Raw genomic sequence first — 24,214 nt, 5'->3', positions numbered from 1 at the left:
CCGGGGTTTCTTTTTTCTGTCGGTAGAAAAAGCGGATTACATATGATAGACTTTAAAGAAAACCTTTAGCGGTGTAAAGTTCCAAAATCAATATATTTCATATTTCTAGTGGGGGGAATCTTCATCATGGCAGCAAACAAAATGCGTTCAGACATGATCAAAAAAGGCTTCGACCGCGCTCCTCACCGCAGCTTGCTGCGGGCCGCAGGCGTGAAGGACGAGGATTTCGGCAAACCGTTCATCGCGGTGTGCAACTCTTATATCGATATCGTGCCGGGACACGTTCACCTGCAGGAATTCGGCAAGATTGTCAAAGAAGCGATCCGCGAAGCCGGCGGCGTACCGTTTGAATTCAACACCATCGGCGTGGACGACGGCATCGCTATGGGCCATATCGGAATGCGGTATTCCCTGCCGAGCCGGGAAATTATTGCCGACTCCCTGGAAACCGTAGTATCCGCGCACTGGTTTGACGGAATGGTCTGCATCCCGAACTGCGACAAAATCACGCCCGGCATGATGATGGGCGCATTGCGCGTCAACATTCCGACCGTGTTCGTCAGCGGCGGCCCGATGAAAGCCGGCGTGGACAGCAAAGGACGCAAGCTGTCGCTTACTTCCGTATTTGAAGGCGTAGGCGCTCACCAAGCCGGTCAAATCAGCGATGATGACCTGCTGGAGCTCGAACAATTCGGCTGTCCTACGTGCGGCTCTTGCTCGGGCATGTTCACGGCCAACTCCATGAACTGTCTGGCCGAAGCCTTGGGGTTAGCTATGCCGGGTAACGGAACGATCCTGGCCGTTGCCGAAGAGCGCCGCGAATTCGTAAGACAATCCGCACGTCAGCTCATGGAGCTGATTAAGCTCGACCTCAAGCCGCGCGACATCGTTACCAGAGAATCGATCGATAACGCGTTTGCCCTCGATATGGCCATGGGCGGATCCACGAATACGGTGCTGCACACGCTCGCCTTGGCTCAGGAAGCAGGAATCGATTATCCGCTTGAACGTATCAATGAAGTAGCGAACCGTGTGCCTCACATCGCCAAGCTGGCACCGGCCTCCGATATTTTCATCGAGGATGTTCATCGCGCCGGTGGCGTAAGCGCCGTGCTGCATGAATTGCTCAAGAAACCGGGCGCCATTTTCGGGGACCGGATTACGGTAACAGGCAAAACGATCGCCGAAAACGTGGAAGGCTGCGAAATTCTGGATCAGAGCGTCATCCATCCGATCGACAAGCCGCACTCGGAAAAAGGTGGTCTGGCCATTCTTTACGGCAACCTGGCTCCGGAAGGCTCCGTAATCAAAGTCGGCGCCGTAGATCCTTCGGTTGGCGGCTACCATAAAGGCCCGGCCATCTGCTTCGATTCCCAGGAGCAAGCGCTCGAAGGGATCGCCAATGGTAAAGTGAAGGAAGGCAGCGTTGTTGTCATCCGCTACGAGGGACCGAAAGGCGGACCGGGGATGCCGGAAATGCTGGCACCTACGTCGCAAATCGTCGGCATGGGCCTCGGTGCCAAAGTCGGCTTGATCACCGACGGACGCTTCTCCGGTGCATCCCGCGGCATCAGCATCGGCCATATTTCTCCGGAAGCCGCCGAGGGCGGACCGATCGCCTTTGTCGAAGATGGAGACATCATTGAATTGGATCTGAACAACCGGAAAATCGAGCTCCAGGTCGATGACGAAGAAATGGCACGCCGCCGCGCCAACTGGAAAGGCTTCGAGCCTAAAGTAAAGACCGGCTACCTGGCCCGTTATTCCAAGCTCGTTACCAATGCCAGCTCCGGCGGGGTATTGAAGATCTGATATCCATAATAAACATAAGAAAAACCGTCCGGCAGTAGCCGGACGGTTTCTTTTGTATCACGTATAAATATAAGTGCTAGGGATATGAAATCGTTGCGCTTAAAACCGCTTCTTCTTCGATTCCTTCTTCCTGCTGTTTTCCGGCCATCTTACGATGAGAGCCATCCGTCAAATATTGTTTAACGAGATAATCCACAGGCATCACTATCAGTTTGGGAATCAAATGCTCGGATGATTGCTTTAACCGGGAACCTCCATCCGGATGAATGATCCGAAGCAAAAATTTCAGATACCATTGCGATGACTTGGCAAACAATCCCTTAGGAAGATCGGTCACCGTGAAGCCGAACTGTTCCGGCCCGCGGTTAATCATACTTACGCCATATAACGCCTTCACGTCGTGCAAATCGTCGTGGTCGACCACGTGCCTAGCCAGCTTCGGCAACTCTTTCTCCATGTTGCGTACCATTTTAATGGCCAGCTGTACCGGAGATTTGGAACGCGTACCGATTTCGAACAGTTTTTTATTGTCGAAATGAAGTTCCATGACCCGGTCTCCGTTGGAAAGCTTAATTCCCCCGATCATTTCAACGGGATCCCCGTGATAATGGCGGATTCGAAAATGCAAAAACGGTTCTTCCTTGTTGGTGGATTGAAGCTGGAACAAAAGATGAAATATTTTTTCCCAAAGCAACCATAAAAAAACAACGCATCGTTTAACCCAGGACAACCGCTTGGGGCCGGCCGGGGTGACATTCCCGTCGGAACTCGCCCGGGTCCCTTTAATTTTCGCAGATTCGCTTGCCCGAATCATTTCATCCACCCGGATGCTTCTCAATTTCCGCTTCTCCGCTTCCTTCAGGACTCGTTCCAAAGCGACCAGCATTTCTCCCGGTGCCCCGCTGTTGGCTCCCAGCGTAGCTCCGCAATCATGCAGCAGGAATACTTCCCCGCCCCGGAGTTTCTTCATCATCCGCTTCGTCAGGCGATCCGCGCCGATCCGTACGCGCCAGTCGCTGAACATCGCGGACCAAAGCACGATTTGGGTGTCGTCCCGTTTGGCGAAATCAAACAGGTTTACGATGCCCCATGGCGGTCTGTAATAGTTGGTTTTGTCTCCCGTAACGTCCTGAATGATCTTGCTCGTTTTTTGGATCTGTTTCTTTACGGCCGCGGGGCCCATCAACCAGTTCGTCTTGTGAACGTAATTGTGGATCCCGATCAAATGTCCTTCTTCGTGCATCCGTTTTAACAGGTCGGGATGTTTCTCCGCGTTGGAACCGACAACGAAAAAGGTTGCCTTGGCATCATAGCGCTTCAGCAAGTCCAGCAATTGAGGGGTATATACGGTATCGGGACCGTCATCAAAAGTAAGTGCAAATGTATCGTTTCTCACCCCGCGCCTGAATACGCGAAAACCGAATATACGCGTAATTAGACCGGGTATGAACGCATATAGCGATGAAATATAGAACAACCACAGCAGCAAAGTCTCCATGTCGCTTTTCCCCACTTTTCTATGATCAATGACTTTGTCATGCCCTAAAGCATAGCATCCCCACTATTTTATCATACACAACACATATTTAGTGCCCTTTTTTTAGAAAAGAGTATGGTTGATTTGCCAGTTCACGCCGCTCACGTTCCCTGTTCTGCCAACAGATCCATCGTTCGCCGGAACAAGGCGGTCGCCTGATTCGGAGAGCCTTCCGGCCGGTTCTGCACAAGTACCGCAACCGCATATTTCGGGTTCCCGACCGGACCGTATCCGATGAACCATTGATGATTGAGTTTCTTCCCGCCTTTTTTTACCTGGGCGGTACCTGACTTGCCGGCTAACGGCCACTTCGCCTGTTTTAGGGCACTGCCCGTTCCGTTTTCCACCACTTGTCTCATCCAGTCGAGCAGTACCCCCGCTGTTTGCGCAGATATTCTTTCCTGGCGTATGTTCGTTGTATGTACGGGAAAATTGGCCATTACGGAACCGTCCCTAAAACGGATTTGCTTGACCAGACGGGGAAATGCAACTTGCCCGTCATGAAGCAACGTAACGACCAGGTTTGCCGCTTGAAGCGGTGTTACAAGCACATCGCGTTGTCCAAGGGAAGTCTGCGCCAGCACGCCTCCATCCATGTTTACATGGGGACCGAATACGGCTCCTTTCTCCTCCTGGTCAATTTGCGATAAATCTTCTCCTCCCATAAAAGCGTGCTGGCTCCAACCGACCTTGCGGTTAAGCCCAAGGCGGTACGCCGTCCGCTCGATGACATCCGCGGGAAGACGCTCTCCAAGAGTTGCAAATACCACATTGCAGGACTTTGCAAATCCTTCCTTCAGCGTGATGTCGCCATGTCCGCCCTCTTTCCAGCACGATAACCCGTATTTGCCGTAATGTCCGGAACAATGAAACACCTCACCCGGAAAAGCAAGCTGTTCCTCCAGCGCTGCCGCAGCTATCACGGTTTTAAAAATGGAACCGGGGGCAACGGCTTTCACAGCTCTGTTGCTCCAATCCCCGCTGCTTAAATCCACATGTACCGGGTCATGAAACGGGCGGGAAATCATCGAGATGACGTCCCCCTGCCTTGCATCCAACACAACGACTGCGCCTTCCTGCATATCCATCCGGTCAACGATTTGCTCCAGTTTCTGTTGAAGGCCGTTATCGACCGTCGTAACAACTTGAACCGGATAATAGGGGTTGGAATCTCCTTCCACCCTTGTCCCGATTTCGGAGAAGGGCCGTTTTTTTCCGTCGACCGAATAATAGACCCGAGTTCCCCCGCTCCCCCGCAAAAAACGATCCATCGTTCTTTCCAATCCTGAGGCGCCCACTTGCGTGGTCAAAGGAAATTGATAAGGCTTGCCGATTTTACGGATCACGTCCGGACGCTGGGCGACATAACCAAGCCATTGGTTACCGCTCATTCCGACCGGATAACGTTCCATGTAGGGAAGCATTTCAAATCCGTTTACTGAAGGCCAAATACCTCCGTGACGCTCCCCATTAAGAAACTTGTCCTGCGTTTTGGGTTCACCATATCCTAAGACAGGACTGGTAACCGGCAAGACCTCTTCCTTGGGCTGTCGCCACATCTGGGGCTTCAACAATCCGCTCCATAGAGTCTTCAACTCCCACGGAGATGTGCCAAGACGATTGGCCAATGCTTTCATCTGGGGTTCATCCGGCAGTTCCGAAACGGGAAACAGAGTCGGTCTCCAGGTGATAAAACCCGTAAGCGGCATCCCGTTTCGATCCACAAAATGCCCGCGGCCCGAATCCAGCATAATCCCCTCTTCCCGCTGTCTCACTGCCATTTCATTCATCGTTCTCCCCGAGGCGGTAAGAGGCAAATAGGCAGAGGCCCACTGGATCCAGGATATTCGCGCAACAAACAGGACAAGGACGATTATAAAAGCCATTAAAGTATAGAATATGCGTTTTTTGTGCAATAATGACATGCCAATCGCTCCCGCTCTTTTTCCCTCCATTATTTCCTGGGAAAAGCAGGTTCACACGCCGACAACAAGGCAACCCGCAAAAATATAAAAAACCACCGAAGCAAAAGCTCCGGCGGTCTTAAATCCGTTATTTATACAGTAAACTTGGACAAGGATTCCTTTAATCCGTTAGACACGTTCTCCAGCTTGTTCGACAATTGAACGAGTTGATCTCCGACCGTTTGCTGCTCACTGCTAAGCGATGCAACTTCCTCGGATGTAGCTGAGGATTGTTGAGCAACTGCACTTACATTGCCCATCGCTTCGGAAAGAACATTCTGCGAAGCATTCAATTCATCAATGGAAGACGTAACCGTATCCAGATGGCGAATGAACCCTACCATTTGCTCTTGAACGGAAACGAAAATTTGACTTGTTTCCTTCACCGAACTGATTTGCTCCTGGAACAGCGGGCTGGCATCCGACAGAGCCTGAACCGTTTCGTTCATTTCCTGCTGAATGTTATCCGTAATTTGTCCGACCATCGTAATCGATTGCCGCGATTGGTCCGCCAGTTGACGAATTTCATCGGCGACTACCATGAAGCCGCGCCCGGCTGCGCCTGCCCTAGCTGCTTCGATCGTAGCATTCAGGGACAAAATATTCGTCTGCTGAGTAATATTCTGCATAACTTCAAGCACTTTCATTACCGACGAAGTACTTGCTTTCAGGGAATCAACCTTCTCGGTTAACGAGTTAATCATTTCGACGGTCATATTCGTCTTATCCAAAAGTCCGTTCAAATATTCCGTACCGGTTTGACTTGATTTCTCGACCTGATGAGCGGATTCTTCCATCTCCTTGTTGGCATAAATAACCCGTTCCATTTGCCGGGAAATATTCTCGGTCAAGGTGTTGCCGCGTTCGGCTTCGTTGGCAAGACTGGTTGCTCCATTCGCGATTTCTTCCGTGGCAACGGCAATCTCTTTCGCTGACAGAGCCGTCTTATTGGAAGCGTGAGTCAACTCGGTAGCTGTATCCAAAACGTCCTGTGCCGAGTGGTTCGTTTGTTTTACGAGTTCCGTAATGTGCTCCATCATAAGATTAAAGCTACCCGTCAACTGGCCGATTTCATCTTTGGATTTCGTTTCCATCCGCACATTCAGGTTTCCTCTTGCGCCTTCTTCCATCAGATTTCTCAAATTACCCAATGGATGGGCAATCATTCTTACCATCCACATCGCAAGGAGAATCGTTATGATAGCTACTACAGCCGCAGAGATATATGTAGTTAGCAAGATACCGTTAGCGTCTTTGATCAATTCCGCTGTCGCTACCGTTCCCACCAGTTTCCATCCGGTCGCTTGCTGAGTATTGAAGACGGCAAGAACCGATTTCCCATCAGTGTTTTTAGTCGTTATACTGCCTGTCGGTTTGTCTGCCGCTTTAGCCATGTCAATTCCCGTAGGCTTGCCCTCTTGTCCGTCGATAGACGAACCGACCACCACGTTATCCCCGGTGAGCATTTGGATCTCCGAATTTTTGCCGAGATTGACTTCTTTCAAATATTCGGTAAGTACTTCCAGATTTACATCCGCTATCAGAATGAAACGCTTCATGCTGTTCACGCTTTGCACCGAACGAACCAGACGGAACATGGACGTTCCTGAACTCTTCTCCTCAGGCACGTTCATCCACATTACTTTTGTGCTTTGGGAAGCTTCTTCAAACCAAGGTTCATTCCGTACCGATTCCAAAAAAGTCAAGCTAGTATTTCCCGAGGTTACGTCATCTACGATTTTATCGGGCGATATCATGTATACAGCAAGAATGCCCTTTGTAGAAAACGTCAGGCCGTTCAACCGCGTTCTCATTTTGTTCGTTACGGTAAAGCGCTCATAATCCGAAATGTTGGGAAGCGAAGCTTCCATAATCGCATTCTGCATCTCGTCATCCAAAAACATCTGCTGAAGATTTTCTTCGTACTTTTTGAGCACGATATCCAATTTCTGCGAAGTTTGTACAATCGTCTGCAGGTTGGCGCTTTTCGCGTTTTCCTGAATGGTCCCTTTTGCCATTTGGTAAGAAATAATCCCGATCGTCAATACGAAGAACATAATAGCGATAAAAAAGATCAAAAATAAACGGACACCAACCGATTTGCTGGGATTCATTTGGTTAGGCAACATATTTCCCAAAGACGATGTTGTTTTGTCCTTCAATCCCACGATGAAGGATTTCTTACCACCTTCTTTTGTAGCCCCTAAGCCCTTCTTCTTGGTATCCTTGTTGTTACTCTCTTGGTTCTCTCTCTTCGGAACCAGACCCATTTCAATCACCCACCGCTCATAATAGTCGTCTCACCCTCAAAACTAGGTTTGAGGTCATGCCCAAAATTGCTTAATTACTTTACATTTCTCTAACATGATTCGACAGTAAATGACGACTTCCTCTTTAATATCGGCAAGTTGAAGGGCTGAATTTAAAGATTTCCGTTAAAAATATCAACGAAACACAAAAAGGGGACTTTCGTCCTAATTCCCAATTTTTGTGCAAACGATTTATCACAAAGGCTTTTTTGAAAACGGTATCAATTGGAAATTCGATAGTTATTTTTTGGGAATGATATGGCGTAAATATGAACAAAGCCCCGGCTGTTTTTTAAACTTGGCCGAGGCTTGAAATGAGACAGTATGTTATTTTCTTTTCCGCATCATGTCGAAATAGGAAACCGGTTGGTCTACCTTGATTTTAACCTTTTGCAGCGGGTGACGGGCCGCGTCAAGCTCATGGCCCTCTTCGTCCCAGATCGCGGTAACGGTCTGTTTGAAGAAGGTGCCTCCCGGACCGAAAAACTCGACTTCCTGTCCCGGTTTGAAATGGTTGCGCTGCTGAATGACCGCCATACCGGTGGCTTCATCATACTCCAGAACCAGTCCGGCAAAATCATAAGGAGCCGCCTTTTCCTCTGGCTCGTAAATATGATCTTCGTGATCCGGCGTGTCATAGAAAAACCCGGTATTCAGCGGACGGTTCGCCGCCTTATTGATCTCCTCGATCCATTCGGGCTTCAAGACGTAGTTTTCCGGGTCGGCCATGTAAGAATCGATCGCTTGGCGGTATACATTAACTACCGTTGCCACATAATGAATCGACTTCATTCGCCCTTCTATTTTGAAACTGTCCACGCCTACATCGATCAGGTCAGGGACATGCCCGATCATGCAAAGGTCCTTGGATCCCATAGTAAACGCGTTATCCTGCTCTTCGAACAAAGGCAACTGCGTCACGCCAAGCTGGAATTGGCGAAGCACCGGATCCTCCATGGCTTCTTCTTCCGAAATCCAGGCCGCTTCAGGACGGCTGTCCTCGAACAAATCGTATTTCCAGCGGCAGGATTGGCAGCAGCCCCCCCGGTTGGAGTCGCGGTCCGTAAAATGGTTGGACAACACGCAGCGGCCGGAATAGGAAGAACACATAGCGCCATGAATGAACGCTTCAATTTCGACATCTACATGCTTTTTGATCTCTTCAATTTCTTCCAGGCTCGTCTCCCGTCCAAGCACGACCCGGGGTAGCCCCTCTTCTTTCCAAAACTTCACGGCTTGCCAGTTCACGGTCGACTGCTGGGTGCTAAGATGGACTTCCAGTCCCGGTACCGCCCGGCGGGCTGTATCTACAATGATCGGATCGGCGACGATGACCGCGGAAATTCCCGCTTCGTACAAATTGCGCAGGTATTCCTCAATCCCCTCCAAATCCTCGTTATGGGCATATATATTCGTTGCGACAAATACTTTGGCGCCGTATTTTTTTGCAAATTCGACCCCTTCGCGCATCTCCTCGAAACTGAAGTTGTCCGCATTGGAACGAAGGCCGTATTTTTGTCCTCCGATATACACGGCATCCGCCCCGTAGTGAATCGCGAATTTCAGTTTTTCGAGGTTTCCCGCCGGCGCGAGCAATTCCGGCTTCTCCAGCCGATACCGCTTCCCGGTGTATTTCGGTATGTGTCTCTCCGCTGTTTGCATCTTCGTTCACCTCTTGAATGTTTATAAAAGCATGCTGCGCACGCCGTTTGATCTTCCGATCGCTGTTGCCGCCAAATTATTTGAATTGCTTAATTCAGAAAAGGTAATAATTCGGCGGCAAAGGCGAACACTATCGTTTCTATAGATTCAAACGTCCCGCTCCGCACGGATCAAATTAATACACCTGCTCCTTGTAGAAGAAACCGAACGAGAGCTCGCGCTCGGGATCCTGGATCGCCCGGATGCTTTCGATCCAGGCTTCGTCAAACTCGTAATTTTCCGGGTCCTGATCATAGGCATCGATCGCTTGGCGATAAATGCGGATCACCGCTTCGTTGTATTTTGACGGTTTGAACAAGGTTTCGATTTTGAAGCTATCCACCCCGGCCGCCATCAGCAGGTGTAGATCCTCCAAAATACAAATGTCGTCCGAACTCATAATGTGAGTCCCGTTTGCGTCTTCATAGATCGGAAATTTCTCGTCAGGGCGTTCCGCTTCGATCAGAAAGAGACCCCGGTCCTTATCCAGGTTTCCTCCTTCGACCGGCCGGCCCTGATGCGTCATGTAACTGTGCACAAGGCGCCGTTTGGAATGATAAATATTCGTCATTCCGTGTACCTGAACTTCCGAGTCTACCTTAAGCTCAGGCTGCATCTCCGTGATCTCATCCATGTTCAATTCCCGGGCAAGCACGACGCGGTTCGCCCCTTTAGTTCCCCAATAATTGGCCGTGGAATAGTTCGTCGAGGTCATCTCGGCGTTCCAGTGAAGCGGGATTTGCGGAGCGATTTTCCGGACGGTCTGAAGCACGGCCGGATCCCCGAATTGAATTCCGTCGATCCCCGCCTTAGCCAACTCCGTCACATAATGCCGCAGCTCGTCCAATTGTTCGTTGTGCATCAATTTATTGATGCTAACGTAAACTTTGGCATCGCGTTCGTGCCCGATCTTTACAGCCTCCGCGATATCTGCGACCGTTAAATCGCCTGGCAGTCGCATCCCAAACTTGGCCTCGCCGACCAGCACCGCATTTGCCCCCGCTTCCAGATAGGCTTTCAGTTCGGTCAAAGACCCTGCAGGTACGAGCAGTTCCGGTTTATTACCCATGTATATCCACCTCTGTTATTTGGCCATAGCCTTGCTTTTCTTGATGTTCTTTAAATGCTCTTCATACGTTTTGGCAAACAGATGCTCGCCGCTGCCGTCTTTTTTCGTCACATAAAAGAGATACTCCGATGCCTCCGGAGCAAGTGCCGCCTCAATCGATTTCAGACTTGGCGCGGCGATGGGCCCTGGAGGAAGCCCTTCGTAAAGGTATGTGTTATAAGGACTGTCAACGCTTCTTAGATCGGAATTCAGCAGCCGCTCCTTCGGCTTTCCAAGCAAATACTGAACGGTTGCGTCAATTTCCAGCTTCATTCCTTCTGCTAGCCGGTTATAAATTACGCCGGCCACAACCCCACGTTCAGAATCGGCAACCACTTCCCGTTCGACAAGCGAAGCTATCGTCATGAGTTCATTCAGCCCGATTCCGCGCTGCGCCAATTTCTCTTTGTAATCCGGAATTTCATTCAACCGGTTTGCCGTTTCGTCTAGCATCCGTTGTACGATATCCGCTTCGGTACTCCCCTTTTTCAATTCGTACGTTTCAGGGAACAAGTATCCTTCCAATCTATAAGTGAGCTGGTCATCTTCAGGCAGGTCGGCAAGCAGCGTATTGTCCAGTCCTTCGGCGTTCTTGGCCAGATCCAAAAAGGCATCTTTCTTGATTATTCCCTGCTCAACCAGCTTTTCCGCCATCTGCGTCACGGTGAATCCTTCAGGAATCGTAAAGCGGATCATTTCCGCCTTGACCACGTCGCCGCTGTTCAGCTTGGCGATAATTTCGTCATACGTTACGCCCGGCTTCAATTCGTACACGCCGGCTTGAAACCGGCTCCCTTCCGACTTCCATTTCAAATAGGAAAGAAAGAAAAATGAATTTTTAATCAGGCCTTGATCTTCAAGCGTGTCCGCAATGCCGCTCGTTCCGGTCCCAGGCTCGATCGTAAATTTTACCGGCTGCTCCGATTGCTTTACAGGCTGCATCCCGTTATATACATACCAGCCGCCGGCCGCACCGATGACGATAATAATCAGGAAGATCGAAACCAGCCATTTCATTACCTTCTTCAATAGATCAACCCCTCTAAGATCCGCAGATCAACTAAAGTTTCCGTCTCCGCAGCGGGAATCCCGAAAATGAATAACTCTTGACAATTCAAAAAGAGCGGTTGTCCCGCCCTTCTCAGTCCGATCTATATTACCACAGGTATGCCTTCCCGGTCTATTCCGGGAAGGTCAATTCATCATACAATTCAGACACATTTTCCCATTCTTCATCGTCATCGATCGTGATGAGTTCCAGGGAGCCGTCGGCAGCCGTTAAAATTTTGAAAATTTCGTGTTCTTCATCGTCATCGCCGTTTTCAGGGCGAAGTACGGCGTAAGAAGCTCCGGCTACATCGAATTCCTTTTCGACGTTATAGTAGGAAACTTTACCGGCATCATCCTGCAGTTCCACTACAGGGCCGAAAGCATCGTTGACGCGCGAGGTCCAAACGACCTGATCCGCTGAATAATCAGTCACGGTCATCCTCCCCGTCAAACTCGTCGATGAGCGTATTAAACGTCTCCTCAACGATTTCCCACTCTTCATCGCTCTCGATGGTGTACAGTTTCAGGTCATCTCCGTCTTCTTCGTAACGGAATGCGTATACTTCTTCGCTCTCTTCATCTTCACCTTCAGTGGAATCCAAAGGAACGACCATCATATACTTGGCATCCGAACCGTCGACTTCGAATTTCATAATGACTTCGAATTCTTCCTCATTGCCCTCGTCGTCGGGGATATAAATAATTTCCGGTTCTTCTTCATTGCCGATACGATCTTTAGACATGTGCGATCACCCTCACCTTTGACTCTTAGAGTCCAAATAATTTTGCAAAATCAAACTTGCGGCCATTTTATCAACGACCCCTTTGCGCTTTTTCCGGCTGACATCCGCTTCGAGCAAAGTCCGATGGGCGGATACCGTGGTCAAACGCTCATCCCATAAATGAACGGGAATCTGAAGAAGGTTCTTCAGTTCCTCGGCAAAGGCCATACATATCTCTCCACGGGGTCCGACCGTACCGTTCATGTTCTTGGGAAGCCCGACAACGACTTCCTCAACCTCATGCTCCGATACCAGTCCTGCGATGATTTCAAGATCGTCGCCTTCACGGCGGCGCTCAATCACCGTGAGCCCTTGGGCGGTCCAGCCGAAAGCATCGCTAACGGCTACACCGATCCGCCGGTCCCCGTAATCCAAACCTAATATTTTCATGCCATCTCCTAACGGTGGCCGGCAAGATAATATCTGACCAGCTCTTCGATCAATTCGTCGCGCTCTTTCTTGCGGACCATGCTTCTCGCATTGTTATGGCGCGGAATATATGCCGGGTCTCCGGACAATAAGTAACCTACAATCTGATTAATCGGATTATAGTCTTTCTCCTGGAGAGCCTCGTAAACCGCAAGTAAGATTTCCTGTGCCGACGCTTCCTGCTCATCGCCGGTAACGTTAAACTTGACGGTTTTATCCATGGAGTCCATGATGACACCTCGCTTCTTCAGACATGCGGCAAATCCGCAGCCGATTTCGTCATTATATATATTTACTATATCATATCATGGGCCCCATAAGGAAATTTTCGGTAGGGTAATTCAAAAAGCCAATTTTGCTTATGCTTGCGAAGCGATCCATTGCTCTGGCAGCTTCAACGCCGCATCCAGCTTGGAAACATCCTTGCCCCCGGCTTGGGCCATGTCCGGACGACCCCCGCCGCCACCGCCGCAAACGGCTGCGACTTCTTTGACCAGCTTGCCGGCATGAAGCCCGCGCTTCACTTCATCCTGAGGCACAACCACGACAAAGTTCACTTTATCGTCCATAGCCGCTCCAAGCACGAGCACGGTATCCGGCAGTTTCACCTTCAACTCATCGGCCAGTCCGCGAAGCGCATCCATGCTTCCTGCCTGCACTTTTGCGGAAAGGAGCTTGGTTTCGCCTACCGAGGTCACTCTGTCGGTCAATTCTCCGGCTTCAATAACGCTCAGCTTGCTTTGCAGGGATTCATTTTCGCGGCCCAAATCTTTAAGCTGCTGATACAACGCTTCGATCCGCTTAGGGACATCGCCTACATTGGACTTCAGCAACCCTGCCGATTGTTTCAGAAGGTCCAGTTGTCCGTCCATGAATAGATACGCCCTGCGACCGGTTACCGCTTCGATCCGCCGTACCCCGGAGCCGATCCCGCTCTCGCTAACCAGCTTGAACAGTCCGATTTCCGACGTATTGTTCACATGGCAACCGCCGCACAACTCCAAGCTGTAACCGCCTACTTGAACGACCCGGACGATATCGCCGTATTTTTCGCCAAACAACGCCATTGCACCCATAGCCTTCGCTTCATCAATCGGCTTCAGTTCAATCAAGACATCCAGTGAATTCCAGATTTGCTCGTTTACCCGGCGCTCGATCTCGACCAGTTCCTCCGGCGAAATGCTGCCCAAATGGGAAAAGTCAAAACGCAGCCGTTGCGGCTCCACCAGGGATCCTGCCTGATTGACATGCTCGCCCAAAGTTTCCTTTAAGGCTTTATGAAGCAAGTGAGTCGCCGTGTGGTTCTTCACGATATCCCGGCGCATTTCCCGGTTAACTTCCGCAGTTGCCTCCGAACCGGTGCGCAGTTCGCCGGAAGTCACGGTAACCAGATGAACATGCTGTCCGTGCGGAGCCTTGAACAACCCTTGTACCGCAGCCGTTCCGGAACCGCTACGAATCGTTCCCTGGTCGCTGACCTGACCGCCGCTTTCGGCATAGAACGGCGTCTTCGCCAAAATGACCTGGCCTATCTGGCCGGTTGTGAGCGTATCGACAAACTGATCGTCCGAAATAATCGCCACAATTTCAGTTGCCGCATCAAGCTCATTATATCCAATGAAATCCGTTTTAGTCGTAAAATCCGACAGAACCCCGCCCTGAACCTTCATGCTTCCGCTATCGTGACGGGCGGCCCGGGCGCGCTCGCGTTGTTCTTCCATTGCCGCCTCAAATCCTTCGCGGTCAACGCCAAGTCCTTGCTCGGCCGCAAAGTCTTCGGTCAAATCCAGCGGAAAGCCGTACGTATCGTACAATTTAAACGCATCCGCGCCTCCGATCAATGAACGACCCGCCGCTTTGGCTTCGGCGCTTACTTCCGCCAAAATCGCCAGCCCGTCGCTCAGCGTCTCGTGGAAACGTTCTTCCTCCGAGCGGATGACCTTCTCGATGAATTCGCGCTTCGTGACGATATCGGTGTAGTAACTGCCCATGATTTCTCCAACCGTCTCAACGAGGTTGTACATAAACGGCTTGTCCAGCCCGATGAGCTTTCCGTAACGGACAGCGCGGCGGAGCAAACGCCGGATTACATAACCGCGGCCTTCATTGGAAGGAAGCACGCCGTCGGCTACCGCGAAGGCGACGGTACGGATATGGTCGGCAATCACCTTCAGGGCGACGTCCGTATCCTCTTGAACGCCGTAAGTCACGCTGGCCAACGAAGCCGTTTTAGCGATAATCGGCTGGAACAAATCGGTGTCGAAGTTGGAGTTGACGTTTTGCAGAATCGATGCGAACCGTTCTAGACCGGCGCCGGTATCAATGTTTTTGTTCGGAAGCGGAGTGTAGCTGCCGTCTTTATTGTGATTGAATTGGGAAAATACAAGATTCCATACTTCCAGGAACCGTTCATTCTCGCCGCCCGGAAAGCATTCGGGATCGGACAGATCGCCATAGGCTTCGCCGCGGTCATAGAAAATTTCCGTACAAGGGCCGCAAGGACCTTCACCGATATCCCAGAAATTGTCCTCCAGCTTAATGATTCGCTCTACCGGAATCCCGATTTTTTCGTTCCAGAGCTTGAAAGCTTCCTCATCCTCCGGATACACGGTCACCGAAAGACGGTCCGGATCAAACGCGATCCAGTCTTTACCGGTCAGGAATTCCCATGCCCAAGTAATCGCTTCTTCCTTGAAGTAATCGCCGATCGAGAAATTGCCCAGCATTTCAAAAAAGGTATGGTGACGGCGCGTTTTCCCGACGTTCTCAATATCATTGGTGCGAATACATTTCTGGGAATTGGTCAATCTCGGATTCTCCGGTTTTTCCCGGCCGTCAAAATAAGCTTTGAGCGGGGCCATCCCGGCATTGATCCACAACAGGGACGGATCGTTATGCGGTACGAGCGAAGCGCTCGGTTCAACCTTATGTCCTTTACTTGCAAAAAACTGCAGCCATTTAGAGCGGATCTCACTTGTTTTCATCTATTTTCCTCCTAAAATTGAACTCTTCTCTTAAAAAAAGAAAAAACGCCCCTGAAAATCAGGGACGATTGTCTCGCGGTACCACCCTGGTTATCGTCTCCCCCACTATTACAACATAAAGAGAAGCGATCGCCTTGTACGGTTCGATAACGGGAACCCCCGGTGAATTTTGAACTCACACTCGGAAAGCAGCATTTCTGTCCGGCGATATTTCGGGTTCTTTCAGCCAGCGCCAGGAGCGTGGCCGACTCGGCCGCATACCTTGGCGAAGGAACGCCTTCTCTGGGAAAATCAACAACGGACATACTTTTTTTCGTCAACGTTTTGCTCATATGGATCAGATAACACTTTGATTACAAATTATAAAGGGCGGCAACGAAGCTGTCAATGCGCTTCCTCTATGCTTTTATACCGTTTTACGCCTTACATAATACGCATAAAAATGCTGAAGCACGACCTTACCCACCGCGAAAAACGGAACAGCGAGCACAAGCCCCGGAATGCCGCCGATCTCGCCACCGACCAGCAAGGCGAAAATAATCAGCATGGGATGCAGATGAAGCGTTCTTCCGACCACTTGCGGAGAAATGACATTGCTCTCGATCAACTGGCAGATCATGTTGACCAGAAACACCATCAGCACCATTTTCCAGGAGATTGTCGAAGCCATGACTAACGCCGGGGCTGCTCCGAGAAAAGGGCCGAGGTATGGAATGATATTGCAAACCGCTACAACTCCGGCAAGAAGCAGGGCAAACGGCATTCCAATAATGATATAGCCGATGTAGGCAAGCACCCCGATAATGACGCAGACCAACAGCTGGCCGCGCACGTAGTTGCCCAATGCATCATCGATTTCTTTGAGCAGCGTCACAATGGATTTGCGCCGGGATTTAGGCAAATATCTCAGTACGATCCGTTCGAAAGCCTCAAAGTCCTTGAGCATGTAGAAGATCAGAAACGGTACGATAAACGCGTTAAATACGACGCCGATCGTCGTTCCGATATTATTCAGAAAACTCGAAATCGAGGCGGCTAAACGGTGTTCAAATTGAAAGAACCAATTATTCATTCCCATTCGGATACTGCCGGGAAGCATGCTGTTATCCCAGCGGTTCATCAACTGCTGCGTATGTAAAGTAAGCTCGGGCAAGTGCTCTCCCAACTCCTCCAGCTGTTCCACGAACATCGGAATCACATTCATCAAGATAACGGAAAGGCTGGTTAGAAATACCGCATATATGAGCAACACCGACACCGTGCGAGGCACTTTCCGGCCGCCAAGCATCCTGACGACGGGATTAAGCACGTACGAGATGATGATGGCGATAATAAAGGGGGAAAGAATCGCTTTCAGGAACCCGAAAACAACGCCGAACATCGGCCGGAGCAGCCACACAAAATATAAGATGACGAGACCCAGCAGCAGCCAAACCCCATAGCGGAACACCTTGCTGTTATTTAACGGCTCCACTTCAAATTACCCCCTCCCGAACTTCGGAGTCGGACCAGCTATGAAGAAAGTATATGCCCGGGAGGACAAAAATAATCGTGAAGAAACGAAAAAGAGACGATGTCCAAAGCGTAATTCGCTCTGAGCATCGCCCCCTTGACCATTCATTATCCGCAAATCAGAAATTGCTAGGACAGATGCATTTGGGGAAATTCCTGAGGAACTTCTTCTCCAAAAAACAAATCATCCAAAGAGCTGAGCGTTCCATCCTCTTCTACTTGATAGACCGACATCTTCTCCCCATTTACCGTTAATTCGATAAAGCAGCCCCAGCAATAAAATTGATGGGAACCGATTTTGCCGATATCTTTGGAACTGCAGTTTGGACACTTCATCATTCACTTATCACCTATCCGTTAACAGAATTCATAGCATTCTCCAGCCGCTGCTCACTGTTTGGAGGCACCATGATCGCATTTTCGCCCTTGCTCATTTCGGGGGTAAAAGGCAGCACTTTACGCCCTTCCATCAGATCCGAGATAAACCCGTCACTGACTTCAATACCTGTAATTGTATTTCCCATTTCATGGTCAAAATAAACATCCGTAACATTCCCTATCAAAATTCCGTCCTCCGTAAGGACAGGAAGTTCTTTCAACTTGCCGTTGCCGGAAAGAAAGGTGAATTGTATATTCTCGGCTTCCTGTTTTCGGATCGCCTGTTGATTGCGAATCATTACGGCATCTTCGCCGTATGCAACGATATCTTCCCAAAGCACCACCTTGATCGTGGAGGAAAACATCGCTTTCCCTTCCAATTGAATGCCCGTGATACTCCAGTTCTCATCCAGGAGGAAATCGAGGACTTTCCCGATCTGTTTGCCGTCTTGTACATCAAAAACGGCCAAGCCTACCATTTCCTGAAGTTTCATGAGCATGGTCCTCCTATTGTGACAGTCTTCTGATCCTGATAAACCGCGTAATACCTCCTTCCGAAAAAACTGCAAAACACGCCCATTATCTTCTTTTACGAAGACGTTCCAAAATGGTTCCAATTTTTTCGGCGGTATGTTTCATTTCTTCAGTAGTATTACCCAAACCAAAGCTGAATCGAATCGCCGAGTTCAAAATATTTTGCGGCAGATTCATTGCCTCCAGAACATGCGATGGTTCCAGGGAACCCGAGGAACAAGCAGAGCCGCTGGCGACGGCGATTCCTTCCATATCGAGATTCATCAGCATCGTCTCAGTATCGCATTCGGGAAAGCTGATATTAAGAATATGCGGAAGGCGCTGCGTTGGGTGGCCGTTAACACGAAACCGGTCCTCTCCGATCTCACGCTTCAGGGCCGAGATCAGAACTTCGCGGAGCTGTTCATCGTGGGCTGCCCGCTCCGGAAGTTGTGCGGCGGCCAGTTCGGCCGCTTTGGCAAAGCCGACGATTCCCGCCATATTTTCCGTCCCGGCCCGGCGCTTGCGCTCCTGTAATCCCCCGTAAAGTAGGGGCTCGATGGAAAGTTCCCGCCGGATATACAAAACGCCAACACCTTGAGGTCCGTTGATCTTGTGAGAGGAAAAGCTCATCAAATCGACAGGAAGCTCATGGCAGTTAATCGGCAAGGCCCCCATTGCTTGAACCGCATCCACATGGAAAACGATATCCCGGGAAGAAGTCAATTTACCGATTTCAGCGATCGGCTGAATCGTTCCGGTTTCGTTATTGCCGTACATCACGCTGACCAGAATCGTATCTTGCCGGATGGCTTCTTCAACTTGTTCGGGGTTAACTTGTCCATACCGGTCGACTGGTAAATATGTAACTTCATATCCTTGTTTTTCCAGCCGACGGCAAGCGTGAAGAACGGCATGATGCTCGATCGCCGTCGTGATGATATGCCGGCCACGGTCACTCCGTGCCTCCGCTGTCCCGAACAGCGCGAGATTGTCGCTCTCGGTTCCGCCCCCCGTAAATACCAGCTCGTCGGAGCGGCATCCAATAAACCGGGCCAGCTTGTCCCTTGAGCCGTTCACGAGCCTTTTGGCCGCGCGTCCGAAGGAATGAACGCTTGACGCGTTACCGTAGTGTTCCGTCATGACGTCCAGCATCACCTTCGCTACCCCCGGATGTACCGGGGTCGAAGCCGCATGATCCAAATATATGGTTTTCATTTTTACATCACCTTGTTTTAGAGGTTGTACACCTTACAGGTTATCTTTAAATGGAATACCGTCCCTTCCGGGACGGCATTTTCATGTTAGCTCATCTATGTTATGCGTATCTCGGCAAAATGTAAAGGCTATTTACTGTACTGGTGCCTATCCATATTAATCGTATTCCCCAAATTTGTACAGCTTATTAACTATAATAAACAAAATGGAAAATAGCGGCATCAATAAGGAAGATTGGAGATGCAACGGGAAAAAGCAAGATTCAACATTTGTTGATCATAAACCTTATACTTCGCATTCTGTTCGAGTACCCAATTCGCAAAACCTAAAGCTCTTGTATAACTATGCTGATCCCATTGATTGATTCTAAAAAACACAAAATCCAGCATGATCTGATTTTCTTCGGCAGACAACTCAAGTCCCAGTTGCGAGAACTGTCTTTGCCGGATTCTCCGGGCGGATTCATCCTGAATGGCCTTGTGCCGATGGGATACTTGTCCGCTATGCTGACGATAAAATAGCAGGTTGTCAGGCAGATTGGCTACCTTTGTTTCAAATGCGAGCCGGTTCCAAAGCTCATAATCTTCGGCATGCGGATAATTGCTGTCATACCGGACTCCTAACCTTTGAACCAGATCGTTGCGCATGATAACTAAAGGATGGCAAATGCAGCAATGAAACAGCAGCCAGGTTTTGATTTCCTCATGGTTAGCCGGATTTACTTTAGGTCTCTCTGCGCCCGAACTGGCAAAGGCAGCGGCGCTTAAGCCGATGTCCGGATTTTGATCCATAAAAGAGACCTGACGCTCCAACCGGTTGGGCATGGAGATATCGTCGCTATCCATGCGAACGATATATTCCCCGGTTGCCAATCCGAGTCCTTCATTCAGCGTGGAAACCAGGCCTTGATTTTTTTGATGATAAATTCTCCTGACCCTGTAATCCGTGATTCGCGAAATCAGGCTGGCCGAGCCGTCCGTAGAACCGTCATCGATCAAAATCAGTTCAAAATCCTTGTAAGTCTGGCCCAGCATGCTGTCGACCGCTTCCATAACAAAGTCCGCATTATTGTAAACCGGCATAATAATAGAAGCCCGCGGCATAAAATCACCTCCCAAAAAGTTACTCATCATAAAATATGGGAGTGAAGCTTGTCACGTTTGGACTTCCTGTACGGTTGTACTTTTTTCCCTATTGGAGTGGGGAAATCATCATAATCTCACTAAAAAAGCTATGAACAAAATAACCCGAATCGCTTGAACGAATCGGGTCATTTTCCCGCTATACTAATGTAGCTACAGCGATTTATTGAGTTAAGCGCATATATCGTACTATATATAAAACATATAATTTTCTTTGGCGCCTCGCTCCTCGAAGGAAATCAGGTTTTCGAGGGTCGTGGAATCCAGCACTTCGGCGATGCTATCGCGAATCCGCAGCCATAAATCACGTTTGGCCGGATCATCTTCTTCCGTAAAATCAACCGGAGAAATCGGACCCTCCAATACGCGGATAATGTCACCCGCGGTGATTTCGCCTGCCTCGCGGGACAAAATATACCCGCCGTAAGCGCCACGAACGCTTTTGACCAGGCCGGCATTGCGCAGCGGTGCGATCAGTTGTTCGAGATAATGCTCGGATAACTGGTTCTTTTCGGCAATGCTTTTGAGGGAAGTCGGTCCTTCGCCAAATTTAGCGGCCAACTCCATCATAATTGTCAGGCCATAGCGTCCTTTTGTGGAAATCTTCAAAGAAGCCACCTCTTTCAATTTTCAAATAATCTTTATATAATTGAACTTTGATCAAATAAGGTTAAGGAAAAGACAACTGGATTTCCATATGCATCTATTCCTATCATTAACCTTTGTTTATCGTAACATATCCCATCTCGTTTTGGAAAATAAATCGGTGAATAAATTATATAATTTGTTCGCCTGGCGCGGACAATATTTAACGAAATCCCGAAGGTTTCGCGCCGCTTCAACCATTGGCTCGAAGTGAACGTCCGCCTATGGTAAAATAACATCAGGCCAAGGCGCCTGAAGGAGTGATGAAATGAACAAGACCAAACCCATACAAGAAACCCGCGTCGTCGTCGGCATGTCCGGCGGGGTCGATTCCTCGGTTACCGCGCTTCTGCTGAAACAGCAGGGGTATGACGTAATCGGCATATTCATGAAAAACTGGGATGATACGGACGAGTTCGGATACTGCACGGCGGAAGCGGATGCCGAAGATGTGCGCCGCGTCTGTGAGCAGATCGATATCCCGTACTATACCGTCAATTTCGAAAAAGAATACTACGATAAAGTATTTGCCTATTTCCTTGAGGAATATAAGCGGGGACGCACACCGAACCCGGATGTTATGTGCAACCGCGAAATCAAATTCGGCGAGTTTCTGAACAAAGCGCTGGATCTCGGCGCCGATTATGTAGCCACCGGGCATTACGCCCGCGTCGTGGAAGAAGACGGAATCTTCAAACTGCTGCGGGGCGTGGACAGCAACAAAGACCAGACTTACTTTTTGAATGCACTGAATCAGGAACAACTGTCCAAAGCCATGTTTCCGATCGGTCATCTGCCTAAACCGGAAGTGCGGCGGATTGCGGAAGAAGCCGGACTTTACACCGCCAAGAAAAAAGACAGCACCGGCGTCTGCTTCATCGGGGAGCGCAATTTCCGCGAATTTTTGAGCCATTACCTGCCGGCCAAGTCGGGAGAAATGGTCGACATCGCCACCGGCGAAGTCAAGGGCCGGCATGACGGGCTGATGTATTACACGCTGGGCCAACGGCAAGGCCTTGGCATCGGCGGATCGGGCTCGGGCGAACCGTGGTTTGTCGCCGAAAAAGATCTCGAGCGGAACATCCTTTACGTCGTGCAAGGAGATACGCATCCGAGTCTCTACTCCACCGGATTGACCGCCTCGGACATCAACTGGATCGCCGGAGCGGACCAGTTGCCGCAAGGGCCGTTCAAGTGCACCGCCAAATTCCGGTATCGCCAACCGGATCAAGGCGTGACCCTAACGGCGCGGGAAGACGGCACCTTGTTCGTGCAATTCGACGGACCGCAAAAAGCGATCACGCCAGGGCAAGCGGTCGTATTTTATGACGGCGAAGTCTGCCTCGGCGGCGGCATCATTGAAGTTCCGGAGAAGCTGCCCGTTCCGGAACTGGGCTTGCACCGGTAATTTCAAGAGCAACCATTAAGATAAAGCACCCGCGCTTTTTCCGGCGTCTCATTCCGGAAAGCGCGGGTGCTTCTTTTTGCTGAGTGACAAAAAGGCCCAATTAGCTGGATAATCTACAGCTAATTATCGGGAAATCAGCTATTGGTACTTCATTAGCTGTAAAACCTGCAGTTAATTAGACCGAATACGCTGCACTCTACGCAAAACCTCCGAAATAGATGGAGGTTTTCCAGTTAATTGCTGCGAACGACGTGATCACGACAAAATAACTGGAGGAAATCCAGTTATTCTGCACCAATTGATCCGCCCCGGATCCGGACCGTTTCATATCGGGCTAATCGCCCCTGCGCCGCAGCTCCTGGTTATGCCGGATCTTGCTTTCATTGCCCTGCTCAGTCGCTTTATAGAAGCTCCGACCGGCCAGATTCGGCGGCAAGTAATCCTGCTTCACGTAATGCCCGGGGAAATCGTGCGGATACTTGTAGCCGGTGTGTCCGAGCTTGACCGCCCCTTTGTAATGGGCGTCCCGCAAATGTAGCGGCACCTCGGCCGACTTGACTTCGTCCATGGCCGACATCGCGTTTGAGATCGCCGCAACGACGGCGTTCGATTTCGGGCTCTCCACGGCGAACAGGATCGCCTGGGCGATGTTCAGCTTCGCTTCAGGCCAACCGTTGTTGCGGTAAGCTTCCAGCGCGCTTACCGCCTGCACCATGGCCTGGGGGTTGGCGAGCCCGATGTCCTCGCTGCTGGCGGCGATCAGCCGCCGGATGAACGTCATCGGGTCCATGCCCAGTTTCTCTACCGCGTAGAGAAACCAGAACAGCGCGGCATCGCTGGAGCCGCGGATGCTCTTGTGGAACGCGGAGAGGACGTCGTACTGCGTCGACTCATCCGCTTTCACCAGGGGGCGGCGGATCGATTCCTCCGCCACCTCCTGCGTAATGCGGACGGTGCCGTCCTCTTCCGGCGGCGTCGTCATCGCGGCAAGCTCCAGCGCGTTCAAGGCCCGGCGGATATCGCCGTTGGCCATCTCCGCAATGTGCCGGAGCGCCTCTTCCGAGGCCTCGAGCTTCATAAAGCCGAGGCCCTTGTCCCGATCGCTCAGCGCCCGCCGCATCGCGATCAGCGAATGCTCCTTCGTCAGCGGCTCCAGCTGGAAGAGCGTCGAACGGCTCAGCAAGGCCCCGTTGACGTAATGGAACGGATTCTCCGTCGTCGCGCCGATAAAAATGATCGTTCCCTTCTCCACCGCCGGCAGCAAGGCGTCCTGCCGGGAACTGTTGAAGCGGTGTACCTCGTCGAGAAACAAAATCGTTTTCGTGCCGTAAAAAGCTTTATCATTCTGCGCTTTCTCGATGACTTCGCGCACGTCCTTAACGGATGCATCGACTGCATTGAGCCGGACGAATTCAGCCTGCGTATGATTTGAAATAATGGTGGCCAACGTCGTTTTGCCGCATCCCGGAGGGCCATACAGCAGAATGGAGGAAACCTGATCCGCTTCGATGGCTCGCCGCAATAATTTTCCGGGGCCGACGATGTTTTCCTGGCCTATATACTCGTCCAGGGTTGTAGGACGCATCCGGTCGGCAAGCAGCCGTCCGGATGGATCCTGATCCTGGCGGTAAGAGAATAAATCCATGACTTCACTTCCTTGAATCATTGTTTGTCCACTATACTCTATCTATTCTAGCACACGCCCGGTAAAAAACATTTATA

General features: G+C 50.4%; 21 protein-coding genes. 2 read left to right on the top strand and 19 right to left on the bottom strand.

The features are described from left to right. Window positions 1-126 precede the first annotated feature (126 nt). Entirely contained in the window at window positions 127-1,812 is a 1,686-nt protein-coding gene (ilvD, locus tag ACLB09_RS25180; RefSeq protein ID WP_410772565.1) for a dihydroxy-acid dehydratase, read from the top strand. A gap of 76 nt (window positions 1,813-1,888) precedes the next feature. On the opposite strand, the gene ACLB09_RS25175 is transcribed toward ilvD, so the two are convergent. The 17 genes from ACLB09_RS25175 to cymR form a co-directional block, all read right to left on the bottom strand. Beyond that, window positions 1,889-3,310: a polysaccharide deacetylase family protein gene (locus tag ACLB09_RS25175; RefSeq protein ID WP_410772564.1), complete on the bottom strand. Its 1,422-nt coding sequence runs from the start codon at window positions 3,308-3,310 to the stop codon at window positions 1,889-1,891. Between the two features lie 140 nt (window positions 3,311-3,450). Then, entirely contained in the window at window positions 3,451-5,274 is a 1,824-nt protein-coding gene (locus tag ACLB09_RS25170; protein ID WP_410772563.1) for a peptidoglycan D,D-transpeptidase FtsI family protein, read from the bottom strand. A gap of 131 nt (window positions 5,275-5,405) precedes the next feature. Beyond that, complete coding sequence (locus ACLB09_RS25165) at window positions 5,406-7,583, bottom strand: methyl-accepting chemotaxis protein (protein WP_410772562.1); 2,178 nt, start codon at window positions 7,581-7,583, stop codon at window positions 5,406-5,408. Window positions 7,584-7,949: 366 nt separating this feature from the next. Continuing rightward, window positions 7,950-9,284 (bottom strand): peptidase U32 family protein, encoded by a 1,335-nt coding sequence (locus ACLB09_RS25160; protein WP_410772561.1) that lies wholly within the window; start codon window positions 9,282-9,284, stop codon window positions 7,950-7,952. A gap of 175 nt (window positions 9,285-9,459) precedes the next feature. Then, window positions 9,460-10,392, bottom strand: a complete 933-nt coding sequence (locus tag ACLB09_RS25155) for a peptidase U32 family protein (protein ID WP_410772560.1) — start codon at window positions 10,390-10,392, stop codon at window positions 9,460-9,462. A gap of 15 nt (window positions 10,393-10,407) precedes the next feature. Continuing rightward, window positions 10,408-11,448, bottom strand: coding sequence for an endolytic transglycosylase MltG (mltG, locus tag ACLB09_RS25150; RefSeq protein ID WP_410772579.1), 1,041 nt, complete (start codon window positions 11,446-11,448; stop codon window positions 10,408-10,410). A 163-nt stretch (window positions 11,449-11,611) separates the two neighbouring features. Next, complete coding sequence (locus tag ACLB09_RS25145) at window positions 11,612-11,914, bottom strand: DUF1292 domain-containing protein (protein ID WP_410772559.1); 303 nt, start codon at window positions 11,912-11,914, stop codon at window positions 11,612-11,614. Continuing rightward, window positions 11,907-12,224 (bottom strand): DUF1292 domain-containing protein, encoded by a 318-nt coding sequence (locus ACLB09_RS25140; protein ID WP_410772558.1) that lies wholly within the window; start codon window positions 12,222-12,224, stop codon window positions 11,907-11,909. Before ACLB09_RS25140 ends, ACLB09_RS25145 begins: the two co-directional genes overlap by 8 nt. A gap of 12 nt (window positions 12,225-12,236) precedes the next feature. Then, window positions 12,237-12,653 carry a Holliday junction resolvase RuvX gene (gene ruvX, locus ACLB09_RS25135; protein WP_410772557.1) on the bottom strand — a complete coding sequence of 139 codons (417 nt, stop codon included), beginning with the start codon at window positions 12,651-12,653 and terminating at the stop codon, window positions 12,237-12,239. A gap of 8 nt (window positions 12,654-12,661) precedes the next feature. Beyond that, window positions 12,662-12,922 (bottom strand): IreB family regulatory phosphoprotein, encoded by a 261-nt coding sequence (locus tag ACLB09_RS25130; protein WP_410772556.1) that lies wholly within the window; start codon window positions 12,920-12,922, stop codon window positions 12,662-12,664. Window positions 12,923-13,051: 129 nt separating this feature from the next. Then, window positions 13,052-15,676: an alanine--tRNA ligase gene (alaS, locus tag ACLB09_RS25125; protein WP_410772555.1), complete on the bottom strand. Its 2,625-nt coding sequence runs from the start codon at window positions 15,674-15,676 to the stop codon at window positions 13,052-13,054. Between the two features lie 406 nt (window positions 15,677-16,082). Beyond that, window positions 16,083-17,150: an AI-2E family transporter gene (locus tag ACLB09_RS25120; protein ID WP_410772554.1), complete on the bottom strand. Its 1,068-nt coding sequence runs from the start codon at window positions 17,148-17,150 to the stop codon at window positions 16,083-16,085. 167 nt (window positions 17,151-17,317) lie between these two features. Beyond that, window positions 17,318-17,524, bottom strand: coding sequence for a hypothetical protein (locus tag ACLB09_RS25115; protein ID WP_114495707.1), 207 nt, complete (start codon window positions 17,522-17,524; stop codon window positions 17,318-17,320). A 14-nt stretch (window positions 17,525-17,538) separates the two neighbouring features. Continuing rightward, complete coding sequence (locus ACLB09_RS25110) at window positions 17,539-18,060, bottom strand: PRC-barrel domain-containing protein (RefSeq protein WP_410772553.1); 522 nt, start codon at window positions 18,058-18,060, stop codon at window positions 17,539-17,541. An 85-nt stretch (window positions 18,061-18,145) separates the two neighbouring features. Further along, entirely contained in the window at window positions 18,146-19,297 is a 1,152-nt protein-coding gene (locus ACLB09_RS25105) for a cysteine desulfurase family protein (protein ID WP_410772552.1), read from the bottom strand. A gap of 221 nt (window positions 19,298-19,518) precedes the next feature. Continuing rightward, window positions 19,519-20,400 (bottom strand): glycosyltransferase family 2 protein, encoded by an 882-nt coding sequence (locus tag ACLB09_RS25100; RefSeq protein WP_410772551.1) that lies wholly within the window; start codon window positions 20,398-20,400, stop codon window positions 19,519-19,521. A gap of 228 nt (window positions 20,401-20,628) precedes the next feature. After that, window positions 20,629-21,048 carry a cysteine metabolism transcriptional regulator CymR gene (gene cymR / locus ACLB09_RS25095; protein ID WP_114494456.1) on the bottom strand — a complete coding sequence of 140 codons (420 nt, stop codon included), beginning with the start codon at window positions 21,046-21,048 and terminating at the stop codon, window positions 20,629-20,631. Window positions 21,049-21,352: 304 nt separating this feature from the next. On the opposite strand from cymR, the gene mnmA reads away from it, so the two are divergent. Beyond that, window positions 21,353-22,492, top strand: coding sequence for a tRNA 2-thiouridine(34) synthase MnmA (gene mnmA / locus ACLB09_RS25090; RefSeq protein WP_410772550.1), 1,140 nt, complete (start codon window positions 21,353-21,355; stop codon window positions 22,490-22,492). Between the two features lie 196 nt (window positions 22,493-22,688). Here the strand turns inward: mnmA and ACLB09_RS25085 are convergent, their stop codons facing one another. Further along, entirely contained in the window at window positions 22,689-22,820 is a 132-nt protein-coding gene (locus tag ACLB09_RS25085; protein WP_410772549.1) for a hypothetical protein, read from the bottom strand. 6 nt (window positions 22,821-22,826) lie between these two features. Then, window positions 22,827-24,137 carry a replication-associated recombination protein A gene (locus tag ACLB09_RS25080; protein WP_410772548.1) on the bottom strand — a complete coding sequence of 437 codons (1,311 nt, stop codon included), beginning with the start codon at window positions 24,135-24,137 and terminating at the stop codon, window positions 22,827-22,829. Window positions 24,138-24,214: the final 77 nt, after the last annotated feature.

The organism is Fontibacillus forbon, assembly GCF_046559655.1.
GTDB lineage: Bacteria > Bacillota > Bacilli > Paenibacillales > Paenibacillaceae > Fontibacillus.
The sequence above is the reverse complement of the archived record's forward strand: the minus strand, read 5'-3'. Positions and strand labels throughout refer to the sequence as shown.

Coding starts and splice junctions, on each gene's coding strand:
- ilvD (WP_410772565.1), top strand. CDS start 127: ATGGCAGCAAACAAAATGCGTTCAGACATGATCAAAAAAGGCTTCGAC.
- ACLB09_RS25175 (WP_410772564.1), bottom strand. CDS start 3,310: ATGGAGACTTTGCTGCTGTGGTTGTTCTATATTTCATCGCTATATGCG.
- ACLB09_RS25170 (WP_410772563.1), bottom strand. CDS start 5,274: ATGTCATTATTGCACAAAAAACGCATATTCTATACTTTAATGGCTTTT.
- ACLB09_RS25165 (WP_410772562.1), bottom strand. CDS start 7,583: ATGGGTCTGGTTCCGAAGAGAGAGAACCAAGAGAGTAACAACAAGGAT.
- ACLB09_RS25160 (WP_410772561.1), bottom strand. CDS start 9,284: ATGCAAACAGCGGAGAGACACATACCGAAATACACCGGGAAGCGGTAT.
- ACLB09_RS25155 (WP_410772560.1), bottom strand. CDS start 10,392: ATGGGTAATAAACCGGAACTGCTCGTACCTGCAGGGTCTTTGACCGAA.
- mltG (WP_410772579.1), bottom strand. CDS start 11,448: ATGAAATGGCTGGTTTCGATCTTCCTGATTATTATCGTCATCGGTGCG.
- ACLB09_RS25140 (WP_410772558.1), bottom strand. CDS start 12,224: ATGTCTAAAGATCGTATCGGCAATGAAGAAGAACCGGAAATTATTTAT.
- ruvX (WP_410772557.1), bottom strand. CDS start 12,653: ATGAAAATATTAGGTTTGGATTACGGGGACCGGCGGATCGGTGTAGCC.
- ACLB09_RS25130 (WP_410772556.1), bottom strand. CDS start 12,922: ATGGACTCCATGGATAAAACCGTCAAGTTTAACGTTACCGGCGATGAG.
- alaS (WP_410772555.1), bottom strand. CDS start 15,676: ATGAAAACAAGTGAGATCCGCTCTAAATGGCTGCAGTTTTTTGCAAGT.
- ACLB09_RS25115 (WP_114495707.1), bottom strand. CDS start 17,524: ATGAAGTGTCCAAACTGCAGTTCCAAAGATATCGGCAAAATCGGTTCC.
- ACLB09_RS25110 (WP_410772553.1), bottom strand. CDS start 18,060: ATGAAACTTCAGGAAATGGTAGGCTTGGCCGTTTTTGATGTACAAGAC.
- ACLB09_RS25105 (WP_410772552.1), bottom strand. CDS start 19,297: ATGAAAACCATATATTTGGATCATGCGGCTTCGACCCCGGTACATCCG.
- ACLB09_RS25100 (WP_410772551.1), bottom strand. CDS start 20,400: ATGCCGCGGGCTTCTATTATTATGCCGGTTTACAATAATGCGGACTTT.
- mnmA (WP_410772550.1), top strand. CDS start 21,353: ATGAACAAGACCAAACCCATACAAGAAACCCGCGTCGTCGTCGGCATG.
- ACLB09_RS25085 (WP_410772549.1), bottom strand. CDS start 22,820: ATGAAACGGTCCGGATCCGGGGCGGATCAATTGGTGCAGAATAACTGG.
- ACLB09_RS25080 (WP_410772548.1), bottom strand. CDS start 24,137: ATGGATTTATTCTCTTACCGCCAGGATCAGGATCCATCCGGACGGCTG.